The sequence below is a fragment of the Streptosporangium sp. NPDC000095 genome (assembly GCF_042899335.1).
Lineage (GTDB): Bacteria > Actinomycetota > Actinomycetes > Streptosporangiales > Streptosporangiaceae > Streptosporangium.
Window position 1 is genome coordinate 45,595 of the sequence record NZ_JBIAZS010000031.1, and the last position, 12,907, is coordinate 58,501.

At 70.5% G+C, this 12,907-nt stretch carries 13 protein-coding genes; 11 read left to right on the forward strand and 2 right to left on the reverse strand.

The window, feature by feature from the left end:
- The first annotated feature begins 135 nt into the window (after positions 1–135).
- The 7 genes from ACFY3V_RS38335 to ACFY3V_RS38365 all read left to right on the forward strand — a co-directional run bounded on the left by ACFY3V_RS38335 (position 136) and on the right by ACFY3V_RS38365 (position 6,687).
- Complete coding sequence (locus ACFY3V_RS38335) at positions 136–1,083, forward strand: ABC transporter permease (protein ID WP_362906781.1); 948 nt, start codon at positions 136–138, stop codon at positions 1,081–1,083.
- A 52-nt stretch (positions 1,084–1,135) separates the two neighbouring features.
- A complete protein-coding gene (locus tag ACFY3V_RS38340; RefSeq protein ID WP_362906783.1) occupies positions 1,136–2,143 on the forward strand; it encodes an ABC transporter substrate-binding protein in 1,008 nt (335 codons plus the stop codon).
- A 7-nt stretch (positions 2,144–2,150) separates the two neighbouring features.
- Positions 2,151–2,945, forward strand: coding sequence for an ABC transporter ATP-binding protein (locus ACFY3V_RS38345; protein ID WP_362906785.1), 795 nt, complete (start codon positions 2,151–2,153; stop codon positions 2,943–2,945).
- Between the two features lie 116 nt (positions 2,946–3,061).
- Positions 3,062–4,132, forward strand: a complete 1,071-nt coding sequence (locus tag ACFY3V_RS38350; RefSeq protein ID WP_350943114.1) for a hypothetical protein — start codon at positions 3,062–3,064, stop codon at positions 4,130–4,132.
- A 160-nt stretch (positions 4,133–4,292) separates the two neighbouring features.
- Positions 4,293–5,027 carry a cupin domain-containing protein gene (locus ACFY3V_RS38355; protein ID WP_362906788.1) on the forward strand — a complete coding sequence of 245 codons (735 nt, stop codon included), beginning with the start codon at positions 4,293–4,295 and terminating at the stop codon, positions 5,025–5,027.
- 85 nt (positions 5,028–5,112) lie between these two features.
- On the forward strand, positions 5,113–5,526 hold the full coding sequence (locus ACFY3V_RS38360) for a Fur family transcriptional regulator (protein ID WP_350943118.1): 414 nt from the start codon (positions 5,113–5,115) through the stop codon (positions 5,524–5,526).
- Between the two features lie 177 nt (positions 5,527–5,703).
- Entirely contained in the window at positions 5,704–6,687 is a 984-nt protein-coding gene (locus ACFY3V_RS38365; protein ID WP_362906790.1) for a glycine cleavage T C-terminal barrel domain-containing protein, read from the forward strand.
- A gap of 162 nt (positions 6,688–6,849) precedes the next feature.
- On the opposite strand, the gene dtd is transcribed toward ACFY3V_RS38365, so the two are convergent.
- Positions 6,850–7,275 carry a D-aminoacyl-tRNA deacylase gene (gene dtd, locus ACFY3V_RS38370; protein WP_350943120.1) on the reverse strand — a complete coding sequence of 142 codons (426 nt, stop codon included), beginning with the start codon at positions 7,273–7,275 and terminating at the stop codon, positions 6,850–6,852.
- Positions 7,276–7,332: 57 nt separating this feature from the next.
- On the opposite strand from dtd, the gene ACFY3V_RS38375 reads away from it, so the two are divergent.
- A complete protein-coding gene (locus ACFY3V_RS38375; RefSeq protein WP_362906792.1) occupies positions 7,333–8,274 on the forward strand; it encodes an asparaginase in 942 nt (313 codons plus the stop codon).
- A 39-nt stretch (positions 8,275–8,313) separates the two neighbouring features.
- Here ACFY3V_RS38375 and ACFY3V_RS38380 read toward each other — a convergent pair whose 3' ends face one another.
- Positions 8,314–10,116 carry a DUF2207 domain-containing protein gene (locus tag ACFY3V_RS38380; protein WP_389780226.1) on the reverse strand — a complete coding sequence of 601 codons (1,803 nt, stop codon included), beginning with the start codon at positions 10,114–10,116 and terminating at the stop codon, positions 8,314–8,316.
- A 134-nt stretch (positions 10,117–10,250) separates the two neighbouring features.
- Here ACFY3V_RS38380 and ACFY3V_RS38385 point away from each other — a divergent pair, with 134 nt between their 5' ends.
- The 3 genes from ACFY3V_RS38385 (at position 10,251) to ACFY3V_RS38395 (ending at position 12,703) form a co-directional block, all read left to right on the forward strand.
- Complete coding sequence (locus tag ACFY3V_RS38385; protein WP_362906796.1) at positions 10,251–11,294, forward strand: neutral zinc metallopeptidase; 1,044 nt, start codon at positions 10,251–10,253, stop codon at positions 11,292–11,294.
- A 171-nt stretch (positions 11,295–11,465) separates the two neighbouring features.
- On the forward strand, positions 11,466–12,092 hold the full coding sequence (locus ACFY3V_RS38390; RefSeq protein ID WP_362906798.1) for an SGNH/GDSL hydrolase family protein: 627 nt from the start codon (positions 11,466–11,468) through the stop codon (positions 12,090–12,092).
- Positions 12,093–12,379: 287 nt separating this feature from the next.
- Positions 12,380–12,703: a hypothetical protein gene (locus ACFY3V_RS38395; RefSeq protein WP_362906800.1), complete on the forward strand. Its 324-nt coding sequence runs from the start codon at positions 12,380–12,382 to the stop codon at positions 12,701–12,703.
- The last annotated feature ends 204 nt before the right edge of the window (positions 12,704–12,907 follow it).

The following is a 12,907-nucleotide window of genomic DNA, read 5'->3' on the forward strand; positions in this document are numbered from 1 at the left end:
AAGAACCGTTGACGGGTACGTGTCCGGCTGGTTACGGTCGTGGCAATCGGACTAGGAAAGCCCTTTCCTGGCTCTGCGAGGCGGTCGCGCCCAGCTTCCGCCCTCACGGTGATCCGACCCGGAGAAGGAGTGCCTGTGCAGAACCAAGCGGCTGACCACGGCATTGACCTGGATGCGAAGAACCAGTCCGCGTCGACGACGACTCCGACAGGGGCACGGGCCGGGACGTCCACCGAGGTAACCGCTCCGGCGAATCGCCCACCCGTCCCGACAGGGCGAGCCGACCATCCTGGCATTCGCCTGCTGCGCTTCGCCGGGGCGCTCTGGCGACCCGCGCTTCTGCTCGCCGCCGTCTTCGCCGTCTGGTGGCTCGTCGCCGAGCTCGGATTGATGCCGAACTACCTGCTGCCCACCCCGGGCCAGGTCTGGGAGACCATGATCGAAGACTGGGCGTTTCTGATGCGGAACACGTATGTGACGCTGTATGAGACGGTCATCGGCTTCATCCTGGCCGGCCTGCTGGGTCTGGGTACCGCTGTCCTGATCGCCTACTCACCCACGATGGAGAAGGCCATCTACCCCATCGTGCTCTTCGCCCAGGTGATTCCGAAGATCGCGATCGCCCCGCTGCTCGTGGTCTGGTTCGGCGTCGGGCTCACGCCGAAGATCGTCCTGGCCGTTCTCATCGCGTTCTTCCCGGTTGTCATCTCCGGGGTGGCCGGTCTGCGATCGACGGATCCGGAGCTGATCGACCTGTCCGCGACCATGGGCGCCGGCCGGTGGAAGACGTTCCGCAAGATCCAATTCCCGAACGCGCTCCCGCATCTGATGGCCGGGTTGAAGGTCGCCGTGACCCTGGCGGTGGTCGGCGCCGTCGTCGGCGAGTTCGTCGGTGCCGACGAGGGTCTCGGCTACGTACTGCTGCTGGCCAACGGCAATCTGGACGCCCCGTTGCTCTTCGCCGACCTGTTCCTGATGTCGTTGATCGGCATCGTCCTCTTCGTCATCGTCGAGGTGGCGGAGGCCCTGCTCATCCCGTGGCACGCCAGCCGTCGTACCGGCGTACCGCTGACCACGTCCTGAATCGCTCCACACACCCCCACCCCCCCGCCGGATGCTTCGGGAGGCATCGCCAATGAGAAGTCTTGGGTATACCGCCGCCGTGCTCCTGCTGGCGGGAACGATGGCCGCCTGCGGCGGCAGCGACGCCGAACAGCCAGGCGCCGCCGACGGCGCCAGAACGGTGAACCTGACCCTGAACTGGGTTCCCTACGGCGAGCACGCTCCGTTCTACTACGGGGTCAAGAAGGGCTTCTACGATGCCGAGGGCATCAAGCTGACGATCAAACCCGGCGGAGGGTCCGGGAAGACCATCCAGGCGGTGGCCCAGGAGCAGACCGACTTCGGCTGGGCGGACACTCCGCCACTGCTCAAGGGCATCACCTCGGGCATGAAGGTCAAGAGCGTGGGGGTGTTCCTCCAGAAGGGCCCGGCTTCCATCGAATCCCTCGCCGAGACCGGAATCAAGGCACCCGCCGATCTCAAGGGAAAGACCGTGGGCGGCACCCCGGGCGATGCCATCTACGCCACCTTCCCCGCCTGGCTCAAGGCCAATGGGCTCTCCGAGCAGGACGTCAAGGTGGTCAACCTCGACGCGGCCGGGAAGATCGCCGCTCTCGCCGAGGGCAAGGTCGACGCCATCCAGGGCTTCTTCCACGATCAGGCGCCGACCATCGAGGCCAAAACCGGCAAGGACGTCGATTACCTGCTCTACGCCGACTGGGGGATGAACATGTTGGGCACCGGCCTGGTGGTCAACGAGAACACGCTGAGCAAGGACCCGGACATGGTGAAGGCGTTCGTCCGGGCCACCCAGAGGTCCTGGAGCGAGGCGGCCAAGGACATCCCCGGCGCCGTCGACGCGATGGCCGAACTGGCCGAGAACGAGCCTGAGAAGGACGTGCTGGTCAAGCAGCTGACGCTGGCCGTGCCGCTGCTCGACGTCGCCGCCGGCGGCACGCCCGGGGTCAACGCCGAGGCGAAGTGGACCGAAACCATCAATCTGATGACCCAGTACGCCGAGCTGGGAGACCCCGGCGCCCCGTCGAAGTACTGGGACGGCTCCTACGGCAGCAACGGGTGAGGCGGCGATGACCACAGCCGCAGCGACGCTGACCGACACCGCGATCGACATCACCGACCTGACCGTCCAGTTCCAGTCGAAACGATCCCAGACCCTGGCGGTCGACAACGTCACCCTACGGGTTGACGCGGGCGAGTTCATCACGATCGTGGGACCGTCCGGGTGCGGGAAATCCACCGTGCTCAAAATCATCGCCGGTCTGGTCAAGCCCACCAGCGGTACGGTCGCCCTCCTCGGCCGGCCGGTCACCCAGCCGCAGAAGGACATCGGCTTCGTCTTCCAGCGGGCGGCCCTGCTTGAGTGGCGAGGTGTGCGGAAGAACATCCTGCTGCAGGCCGAGATGCGTGGGCTGGACCGGGCATGGGCTGCCCGCCGGGCCGACGAACTGATCGAGCTCACCGGCCTGACCGGCTTCGAGAACGCGCTCCCGCACGAGTTGTCGGGCGGCATGCAGCAGCGGGTGGCCCTCTGCCGGGCGCTGCTGCACCAACCGCCGGTGCTCCTCATGGACGAGCCGTTCGGAGCGCTCGACGCGTTGACCCGCGAGCAGCTCAACACCGAGTTGAACCGGATCTGGCAGGAGACCGGGACCACCATCGTCCTGGTCACCCACTCCATCGCCGAGGCGGTGTTCCTCGGCACCCGGGTCGAGGTGATGAGCCCGCGTCCGGGCCGCATCGTGCGCACTCTCCCCGTCGACCTGCCCCTCGACCGGGACTACGCGCAGGTGATGTCCGACGAACGGTTCGACCGGTTGGCCACGCAGATCCGCGAACTCCTCGGCTCGGGAGCCAACCACTGACCGACAGCCACGCGCCGAGGCGGTGGACCGACGCCGCCGGGGCGTGGCTCGGACTCGGTGCGGCGCCCGCCGCGCTGATCCTGGGCGCCGGGATCGCGCACCGGCACGGCGGCGCCGTGCCGGTGCTCGGCCTGGCCGGGGGCGCCGCGCTGATGGCGCTGTTGCTCTTCGGCCAGGGGGCCCTGGGGGTACGGCCGCCGTACGGGGAAGGCGGGACGCTGACCGAGGTCGCGCCCCGGTATCTGCCGGCGGCCGGGCGGCTCCTGCTCGGCTGGGTGCTCGGCGCCGCGATGATCGGGTGGAATGGTTTCAACGTCGGGCTGGGCGGCGCCTCCCTGGCCGCGGTGTTCGGCATCCCCGGACCGATGGGCGCGCTACTGCTCGCGGCAGCCGTCCTGGCCGTGTCCTACGCCTCGCCCGCGGCCGGCAACCGGATCGCCGTGCTCACCACGCTGGCGGCACTCGCCCTGGTCACCGTATGCGTGGCGCTGCTGCGGCCGGCGACGCCGCCGGTGACCCTGTCGATGGGCGGTCCAGGTGGGCTGGGCGGCCTGGGCGTGGCCGCCGACATCGCCGTCATCGGCGGCTACGTGTCGGTCTTCGCGCTGCGCGCACCCGACTTCAGCCGTGGTCTCTCCACCCGCCGGGACCTCGTCCGGTGCGTCCTGTTGCTGGTCGCCCCGGCGGTCGTGGTCATCGCGGCGGGCGCCGGGGTCTGGTTGCACACCGGCTCCACCGACGTGGTCTCGGCGCTGGCAGACGCCGACGGTCTTTCGTCGTACGCCAATCTGTTCGTCACGGCCGGGGTCTTCGCGCCCGCGCTGACCACCACCTACTCGGGCGCCCTGGCGCTGCGCGCGGTCCGTCCGACGATGTCGAACTCGGCCGCCATGCTGATGGTGACCGTACCCGGTGCGCTGTTGGCCACGGTCCGCTTCGACCTTCTGCTGCTGCCCTGGTTGTCGGTGCTCGGGGCGATCCTGCCGCCACTGATCATCCCGATGGCGACGGAGGCGTGGCGGCGTCGGCGCGGCCGGTCGCCCCGGCCGGTCGCGACCTGGACCTGGCTGCCGGCCGGCCTGGTCGCGACCGCGTTGACCGTGGCGGGGTCCCCGGTCGCGGGGGTGGCCGGCCTGGCGCTGGCGTCGTTGGCCACCGTGTCGCACCTCTGGCGTGGCCGTCGGTGACCGATGGCCGGGCAGCGACCTTGACCGGCTCGATGAGCGACCCGGTGCGGCCCGGGGGAGTGGGCGGCCGGTGTTGACGGTGCCGGTGCGTGGTATTAGCGTCGAGCCATAACTGGAAAGCCCTTTCCTGAGAAATTTCTCCCCGAGAAAGGTGATGCCGATGAGCATGTCGACGGAGCGAGTCACACCGCTGCCGGGCGGGGTCGGAGTCTCCCGGCTCTGTGTTTACGATTCGATCGCTCCGGACGGCGAGATCGGCGGTACCCCTCACCTGCACCTGGCCTGCGCCGAGGCGTACGTGGTGATATCCGGATCGGGGCTCGTGCAGACGCTCACGCTTTCCGGATACCGGGAGACCCGGTTGCGTCCGGGGGCCGTTGTCTGGTTCGCTCCGGGCACGATTCACCGGCTGGTCAACAACGGCGGCCTGGAGATCGTCGTCCTCATGCAGAACAGCGGTCTTCCCGAGGCAGGCGACGCCGTGCTGACCCTTCCGCCGGACCTGCTCGCCGACCCCGCGACGTACGCTGCCGCCGTGGCGCTGCCCGGCGGCGGCGCGCCAGGCGCGGACGTGACCGCCGCCTATGCTCGGCGTGACCTCGCCGTACGCGGGTTCGAGCGGCTGCGGGCCGCCGCGCTGGCCGACGATCTCACCCCGTTGCGCGAGTTCCATGCCGCGGCGATCCGCCTCGTCCGGCCGCACGTGGACGACTGGCGGCGGAAATGGCGCGACGGCGCGTTGCGGGCGGCCGACGAGACCGGACATCAGCTCGACGCGCTCGCTCGCGGCGAAGCGCCACACCTGGCCGAGGCGCAGGTCCACCAGATGGCAGAGCCACGCGACCGTGGCCGACTGGGCATGTGCGGCCTGCTCGACACCTATCCGGTGAGTTGACCGCCTCCACAGCGGCGAATCCACCGGTACAGGCGGTCGGGCCGTGGGAGGACGAGGGGAGCCTCGGTGCTCATAGACTCTGTATATGACCGAGACGTCGTGGCATGAGGAACTCCGGGCGCGCGGTTACCGGGTCACTCCGCAGCGCCAGCTGGTGCTTGAGGCGGTCAAGGCCTGCGAGCACGCCACCCCGGAGGAGATCTGCAACCGGGTGCGGGAGACCGCTCGCGGGGTGAACATATCCACCGTCTACCGGACCCTTGAGCTCCTTGAGGAGCTCGGCATGGTCACCCACTCCCATCTCGGGCACGGCGCCCCCACCTACCACCTGACGTCCGAGGCCGATCATGTTCATCTGGTCTGCCGCGGTTGCGGGGAGATCAGTGAAGTGAGCCCCGACCTGGTGGAGGACTTCGTCGCCAACCTCGACCAGAAGCTCGGGTTCCTCACCGATGTGCACCATCTGACGGTCTTCGGCCGCTGCCGCAAGTGCCGTTGAGCCGCCGGGGAGATCGTCGCCGGACCGGCGGGACCCCGGGGCCGGGACTCGTCGCGCTTCGGCCGCCGAGCCACTGAGCCGAGCCGCCGAGCCGCCGGGGTGTGTCGCGCAGGCCGGGACCCGTCTGTGGGAAGAGTCGCCGCCGTGCTCTTTGGCGGAGCCTCGTAGGCTGTGTTCATGCGAAGCCCTCTGCTGGACACTCCCGGCGCGGTCGCGGCCGAGAGCCCCGACGCCGACGTCGCCGGACACTACGGCGACCCGTTCGCCGAGCAGCGCGCGCTGCTCGCCGGGGAGGCGATGGTCGACCGGAGCAACCGCGAGGTCGTCCGGATCTCCGGACCCGATCGTCTGAGCTGGCTCAACAGCCTCAGCTCGCAGAAACTCGACGACCTGAAACCGGGGCGGCCCACCGAGACGCTGCTGCTGGACGCCCAGGGCAGGGTGGAGCACCACCTCGTCCTCGTCGACGACGGCGAGGCGGTGTGGGCGCACGTCGAGCCGGGCACCGGCGCGGAGGTGGCCGCGTTCCTCGACAAGATGCGGTTCATGCTCAGGGTCGAGGTCGCCGACGTGACGGATCGCTACGCCGTGGTCTCCGTGGCCGGGGAGGCGCGCCCCGACCTGCCCGAGGGCGCCGTCGCCGTGGGGCAGGACATCCTGCTCCCGCGCGACCTGCTCGCCGGGCGGCTCGGGCTGGGCCTCGCCGGGCTCTGGGCGTACGAGGCGCTGCGGATCGAGGGGCACCGTCCCCGCCTGGGCTTCGAGACCGACCACAAGACGATCCCGCACGAGGTGGGCTGGATCGGCTCGGCCCTGCACCTCAACAAGGGCTGCTACAAGGGTCAGGAGACCGTGGCCCGCGTCCACAACCTGGGCCACCCGCCCCGCCGCCTGGTCTTCCTGCACCTGGACGGCAGCGTCGACACCCTGCCCAAGCACGGTGCGCCGGTGACCCTGGACGGGGCGGAGATCGGTTTCGTGGGGAGTTCGGCGCGCCATCACGAGCTGGGGCCGGTCGCGCTCGCCGTGGTCAAGCGGACCGTGCCGGTGGACGCCACGCTGGAGGCCGCGGGGGTGGCCGCGTCCCAGGAGGTCATCGTGCCGCCGGACGCCGGACGCAACGTCCAGATCGACCCGAGCCTGCGCCGCCGCATCCGCTGATCTCCCGACGGTGTCGCGTCCCGGGTGGGCTCCTCCGGCCCGCCCGGATGTCGCGGTACGGTCCTCGGCCGCTCCCGTACTCGAATGCCGGCGCCGCGGTCCCGGGCCCCGGGTGCCGTGACACCGTCCTTTCCTCGGCTGTGGCCTCCGGGGCGCGCGGGGTCAGATGTCCAGAATCAGGGTGATCGGGCCGTCGTTGGTGAGCCCGACCTTCATGTCGGCACCGAACACCCCGGTCTCCACGCGGGCGCCCAGCGCGCGCAGTTCGGCGCAGACCGCCTCCACCAGCGGCTCGGCGACCGGTCCAGGGGCGGCGGCCTGCCAGGTGGGACGGCGGCCCTTGCGGGCGTCGCCGTACAGGGTGAACTGGCTGACCACCAGCAGTGGCGCGCCGATGTCGGAGCAGGACTTCTCGCCGGAGAGGATCCGCAGGCCCCAGAGCTTGGCGGCGAGCCTGGCCGCCTCGGCGCGCGTGTCGGTATGGGTCACGCCGACCAGGACGAGCAGCCCCGGCTCGTCGATCGCCCCGACCGTCGCGCCGTCCACCACCACCGACGCGGAACTCACCCGCTGTACGACCGCACGCATACCCCCATCATCCCGTGTCCCCGGGCGTCCCTAGACTTCGGGCGAAAGGAGACAAAGGTGTCTGCTGAGTCGTTGTTCGTCGAGGTTGTCCGCTCGGGGTTCGTGGAGTCCACCCATCGGGCGCGGATGCTCGCGGTGGCCGCCGACGGGTCGCTGGTGAGGGTTCACGGGGCGGTGGACGCCCTGGTGTCGCCGCGTTCGTCCATGAAGCCCCTGCAGGCGCTCGGGATGGTCCGCGCCGGGCTCCCCCTGGAGGGGGAGTTGCTCGCGCTGGCGTGCGCGAGTCACGTGGGGGAGCCGTTCCACGTGGACGGGGTACGGAGGATCCTGGCCGGGGCGGGGCTGCAGGAGAGCGCGCTCGGCTGTCCCGCGGACCTGCCGGAGGACGTCGCCTCCCGCGAGGAGGTGCTGCGTTCAGGAGGGGGCCGGGCCAGGGTCTACATGAACTGCTCGGGCAAGCACGCGGCGATGCTGGCCACCTGCGTGGCCAACGGCTGGCCCCTGGAGACCTACCTCGACCCGGCGCATCCGCTGCAGCGGGCCGTGCGCGCCACGATCGAGGAACTGACCGGCGAGCGCGTCGCCGCGAGCGGGGTGGACGGTTGCGGCGCACCGCTGTTCTTCGTCTCGATGCTGGGTGTGACCCGGGCGTTCCGCGCCCTCGTCCTCGCCGATCCCGACTCCCCGGAGCGTCGCGTCGCCGACGCGTTCCGCGCCCACCCCGAGTGGACGTCGGGGACCACCCGCCCCGAGGCCCGGCTGATGCGGGCGGTTCCCGGGCTGCTGGTCAAGGCCGGCGCGGAGGCTTTCGACGCGTTCGTCTTCGCCGACGGGCGCTCGGGAACCGTCAAGATCGAGGACGGTGGCCAGCGTGCCCGCGTCCCGGTCACCGTCGCGGCCCTGACCGCCCTCGGCTTCGAGGCCCCGGGACTCGACGAGCTCGCCACCGGGGTCGTGCTCGGCGGAGGGCGTCCGGTGGGCGAGGTCCGCGTGCGATAGCCGCCCGGGGCTCGCGTACGGGCTCGTGTAAGGGGGCTCTCAGAGGGAGCGGAACTGGCGGGTGGTGGAGATCGCCCCCGAGGTGGTCATGGTGAAGGTCCGCATCGAGTCGGCGAACCTGGACAGGTCCCACTCGGCCGGGCCGTGATACCAGTACAGGTTGTCGGCCTGCTGTCCGTTGCCGGTGACCGAGGAGACCACGCGGGCCCAGCGGTCGACGTTGTCGAAGATGACGGCGTAGGGCAGGTAGCGGGAGAACAGCTCCACCCGCTGGGCCTCGGGGACGTCCCCGCCGAGGTCGGCGCTGGACAGATACTCCCTGAAACCGATGGTGTGGGCGAGGGCGCCCGCGCCCTTGGCGGTCTTGGCGGGCATGTACTGGCCGCCCACCGCGAGGGCGGCACCGGCGATGATCAGGGCCAGGCCGAGCACCCCGTACGTGGTGAGCCAGGCGAGCCCGACGGTGGCGAGGACGCCGAGCCCGGTGAGGACCACCCCGAGGGTCGTCCAGCGGGTGCGGACGGTGTCGGGGCGGCGGGCGAACCAGCCCTGCGTGACCACGTCGCGGTAGAGCGCCTCGCGGACCCTGCCCAGCTTGGCGCCGAACGATCCCTGGAGCTCCGAGAGCAGCACCGCGTCACGGCCGTCGAAGATGGCGTCGTAGAGCTCCCGCTCGTAGGGCAGCAGCGAGGTGACCTGGGCGGCGGGCATCCGCACGAGCCTCCAGTCGGGGGTCTCGTACGTCTGCCGGGGCTGTTCGTCGATCCTGAGGTAGCCCCGCACGGCCAGGTCGACGATCGTGGCGGTCACGTCGATCACGTCGGCCTGCTCGTCCATGAGGGTGCCGATCTGGCCGGGGCGGACACCGTCCGGCGGGGCGAAGTGACCGTTCTCGACGCCGCTGAGCGAGCCCGACTCGTGGCCGACCACGCGGGCGTCGCGGCCCCTGGTCCAGTAGAGGAGGCCGAGGCCGCCGAGCAGCAGCAGGAGCAGGCCGGCCAGCGCGCCGCCGGTGACGGCGTTCAGGGTGAAGGCGTTGGACAGCTCGAAGCGGCGCTCCAGGACCGGTGCCCCCTTGGTGGCGCCGGCGGGGTAACCGACGACCACGGTGAGCACCTCACCGGCGCCGAGGTCCTGCTGCCCGAACTCGGCGGCGACGCCCGTGTGGTCCATGGACGCCTCGGTGCAGGCGATCGCCGAGGTGAGGGGGCCGGCGAAGCACGACAGGTTCTGCGTCGTGGCCGGCCCGCTCACGCTGACCCTGGCCTGCTCCACGGGAACGGACCAGGCGCCCACCGCGTACCAGCGCAGTTCCTGGGCGTCGGCGAGCGGTGTGACGGCGCCCAGGACGTCGTACTCCAGGGTGGCGCTTCCCGATCCTTTCAGGGTGATGGTCTCGCCGGTCAGCGTGGCGTCGCCCTTGAGGCCGGTGACCTGGTAGAGGCGATCGCTGCGATCGTCGTAGCGGGTCCGGGCGACGAGGTCGCGCGACGGCGCGTCACCCTCGAAGACGACCTCCTCCCTGACGTGGAGCACACCGTCCTGCCGGAGCTCCAGCTGGACGGTCGTGCTGGTCACCTTGCCGTCCTGCGTGGAGCGGACGGCCTGCGCGGAACGTGCGGCACGGATGCTCCGTCCGGTCCGAGAGGAGTGGGGCTCCGCCTCGGTCCGCCAGGCCTTGGGGGGTGCCGCCTCGGTTCGCACGGTCCGGGAGGACTCCGCTCCGGTCGGGCCGCTCGCCAGGGCGGGGGACGCGAGGGCGAGGGACGTGCCGAGCGTGAGCGCGAGGATCGCCGTCGCGGCCAGGGTTCCGGCTGCTCGGTGCGAGAAAGATGCCGCCATGTGCCGGGAGCTTAGCGAGATCCACCGGCCTGTGACGGACCACCCCGTATCCATTTTTTCCCGCTTATAAACCCATATGTGGTTACATCCGCTAGATTGCCGCCCGTAGATCAACTCTTTGGAGGGGCGGTCGCATGCGCTCACGGGGGGCGAACCCGCTGGCCTTCGGCGTGCTCGGGGTGCTCGCCACGGCGTTCACCGCGGTCGTGGTGATCGCGAGTCTGGCCGGTGAGAAGGATGTCGAGCTTCCCGCCGCGCCGGGGACCGCCCCGGTGGCGACGAGGAGCGCCGCCCCCCAGCAGACGGGTGACAGCGAGGTCACCACGCCGGACTTCACCCCGCCGGAGAAGCTGAACCTCGGCTCGCTGGGCGACGCCGAGATCACGCCGGTCGCCGCGAAACGGAACGCCGCGGGAAGGAGCACCGCCGTCGACCTCCGCCAGATGCGGCGCTCGGACACCGCGGCCCGGCTCAAGCGCAACCCGCTGTACGGCACGGGCCTGATGCGTCCCACCTCGTGCCGTGCCCCGCGGCCCTCGACCCGGCCCCGCGAGATGCTCTCCTATCTCAACGCCGTCACCGACTGCCTGGACCGGGCGTGGTCGGCGAAGTTCTCCCAGGCCGGCGCGCTCTTCCTCCCGGCCCGCAGGGTCTACTGGTCCCGTCAGGGGCGAGGACCCTGCGGGACGTACCCCGACGCCAACGCCTCCGCCTACTACTGCCCGTCCAACCGGGGCATGTACATCGGTCTGAGCCATGTGATCGAGCAGAGTGGCGACCTCGACCCCGCCGCCAACCACGTGCCCTACATGACCGTGCTCGCCCACGAGTACGCGCACCACGTGCAGAGCATGGCGGGCATCGGCGGAGCCTGGTGGTGGGAGGTCTCCGACAGGTCCCGTGCCGCCCAGGACTCCCACTCCCGCCGCAGCGAACTCCAGGCGCAGTGCCTCGCCGGAGCCTTCGCCCGCACCGTACGGGTCCCGCTGGGAGTCACCAACGCCCGCTGGCAGGAGGTCCTGCGCACCGAGTACGGGCGCGGTGACGACCAGAACGGCGGTGCCCGGCGCGACCACGGCAGCGGCGAGCGCTACGCCGCCTGGCTCGACCACGGCTGGAAGTACGCCAGGATCGCCTACTGCAACACCTGGTCCGTCGGCCCTTCCGATGTCAGTTGACCCCTCCCCACCACCGGTGGACATCTGCAATCATGTCGGGAGCCTGACGTTTCCTGAGGTGGTATGCGCGCGCCCGTACGTAGCCGACCGTGGGCGTTCGCGGCCGCATTCCTTGTAGCGATTTCTTCCCTTATTTCGGGATGTAGCGCCGGAAGCGGTCTGGCCACGCCGATGACCGCCGGTACGAAATCCCCGCCCGCCTGGGCGTCCCGGGCTCCGCTCGTCATGATCGTCGGTGACAGCTTCACGGTCGGGTCGGGTCCGGTACGAGGATGGGACGGCTACGCGGCCCGGGTCGCGCGGGAGCTGGGCTGGCAACTGATCACCGCGGGCGCCGCGGGGACGGGCTTCGTCAACCCCGGCAGGGTGGGCCGGACCTTCCAGGACTCCTTCGTCAAGGAGCTCTCCTGGCGTCCCGAACCCGACATGCTCATCATCTCCGGCGGGCGCAACGACCGCCGGGTCGAGGCCGCGAGGATCGAGAACGCGGCCGTCCGGCTGGTGGAGCTGGCCAGGCGGAGGTGGCCGCATACCAGGATCGTGCTGGTCGGTCCGATCTGGATGACGAAGGCACCCCGGTGGGCCTACGGCGTGCGGGAGGCCGTCGCGCTCGCCGCCGACCGGCAGGAGGTGTCCTTCCTCGACCCGTTCGAGGCCCTCGGCCCGCACGGCCGGGGCTGGGGGCGCGGGGCGGTGCTGCCCGACGGCGTCCACCCCACCCTCGTCGGCCACGTACGCCTCTCGCGCTGGATGGTCTCCGCGCTGCACGCCTACGGCATCGACGCGCGCCCTTCCTGAGAGAGGAGGGGGCCCGGCCGACCGTGAGCCGGGAGGCCCGGCAGCGGAGGGGCGTTGAATCCCTCGTGGGACATAAAGGACATTTCGCCATAAAGCAATCCGTCAGAGTTTAATGACCGCCATAAACGGACAATCGATGCGTAAAAGGATTGAATTACCGTTTATGGGCAGACGTGGCAGGAAAGTATGACAAGCGGGATGGCTTACATGTCTCCATCTCTAGTGATTTCCGACTGATCAAGAAATGTCGGTAATCGGGGTAATTGAACCTTTCGAGGGGAAAAGCAATGCCCAAGTTCAAGAGTGTCATCACCGGGATCGCCTTCAGCGTGGCGCTGACCGGAGGGGTCGTCGGCGCAGGGGCGGCGACCACCGCCGCGAGCGCCTCCGCGTCGACCGCCGCGGTCACCGCGGCGGCCTTCCCGACCTGGGGCGGCGGTGGCTGTGGCCGCCGCTGCGGCTGCGGCGGCGGCGGTTGCGGCGGCTGGGGAGGTTGGGGCCACCGCGGCGGCCACCAGCGCTTCAAGCTACGGATCAACAACCACAACAACAACCACAACTTCCTGTCGAACAGGAACACCAACGGCCGCTTCGTGTTCGACGACGACTGATCGGACTCCCGATCGCCGGACCCGCGCCCGCGACCTCGTCTCGGGCGCGGCACGGGAAACCCCGTGGCCGGTGTGAACCGGCCACGGGGCCGCGGGGGGGGGCCCCCCCCCCGCGGGGGCCCCCCCCCCGCCCCGCCCGGGGGGGGGCGGCGCGCGGGGGGGGGGGGAGGGGGTGCGCGGGGGGTCGGTGGGAGGGCTGGTGGG

Coding starts and splice junctions, on each gene's coding strand:
- ACFY3V_RS38390 (WP_362906798.1), top strand. CDS start 11,466: ATGACCGCCGGTACGAAATCCCCGCCCGCCTGGGCGTCCCGGGCTCCG.
- ACFY3V_RS38385 (WP_362906796.1), top strand. CDS start 10,251: ATGCGCTCACGGGGGGCGAACCCGCTGGCCTTCGGCGTGCTCGGGGTG.
- ACFY3V_RS38380 (WP_389780226.1), bottom strand. CDS start 10,116: ATGGCGGCATCTTTCTCGCACCGAGCAGCCGGAACCCTGGCCGCGACG.
- ACFY3V_RS38360 (WP_350943118.1), top strand. CDS start 5,113: ATGACCGAGACGTCGTGGCATGAGGAACTCCGGGCGCGCGGTTACCGG.
- ACFY3V_RS38355 (WP_362906788.1), top strand. CDS start 4,293: ATGAGCATGTCGACGGAGCGAGTCACACCGCTGCCGGGCGGGGTCGGA.
- ACFY3V_RS38395 (WP_362906800.1), top strand. CDS start 12,380: ATGCCCAAGTTCAAGAGTGTCATCACCGGGATCGCCTTCAGCGTGGCG.
- ACFY3V_RS38340 (WP_362906783.1), top strand. CDS start 1,136: ATGAGAAGTCTTGGGTATACCGCCGCCGTGCTCCTGCTGGCGGGAACG.
- ACFY3V_RS38365 (WP_362906790.1), top strand. CDS start 5,704: ATGCGAAGCCCTCTGCTGGACACTCCCGGCGCGGTCGCGGCCGAGAGC.
- dtd (WP_350943120.1), bottom strand. CDS start 7,275: ATGCGTGCGGTCGTACAGCGGGTGAGTTCCGCGTCGGTGGTGGTGGAC.
- ACFY3V_RS38345 (WP_362906785.1), top strand. CDS start 2,151: ATGACCACAGCCGCAGCGACGCTGACCGACACCGCGATCGACATCACC.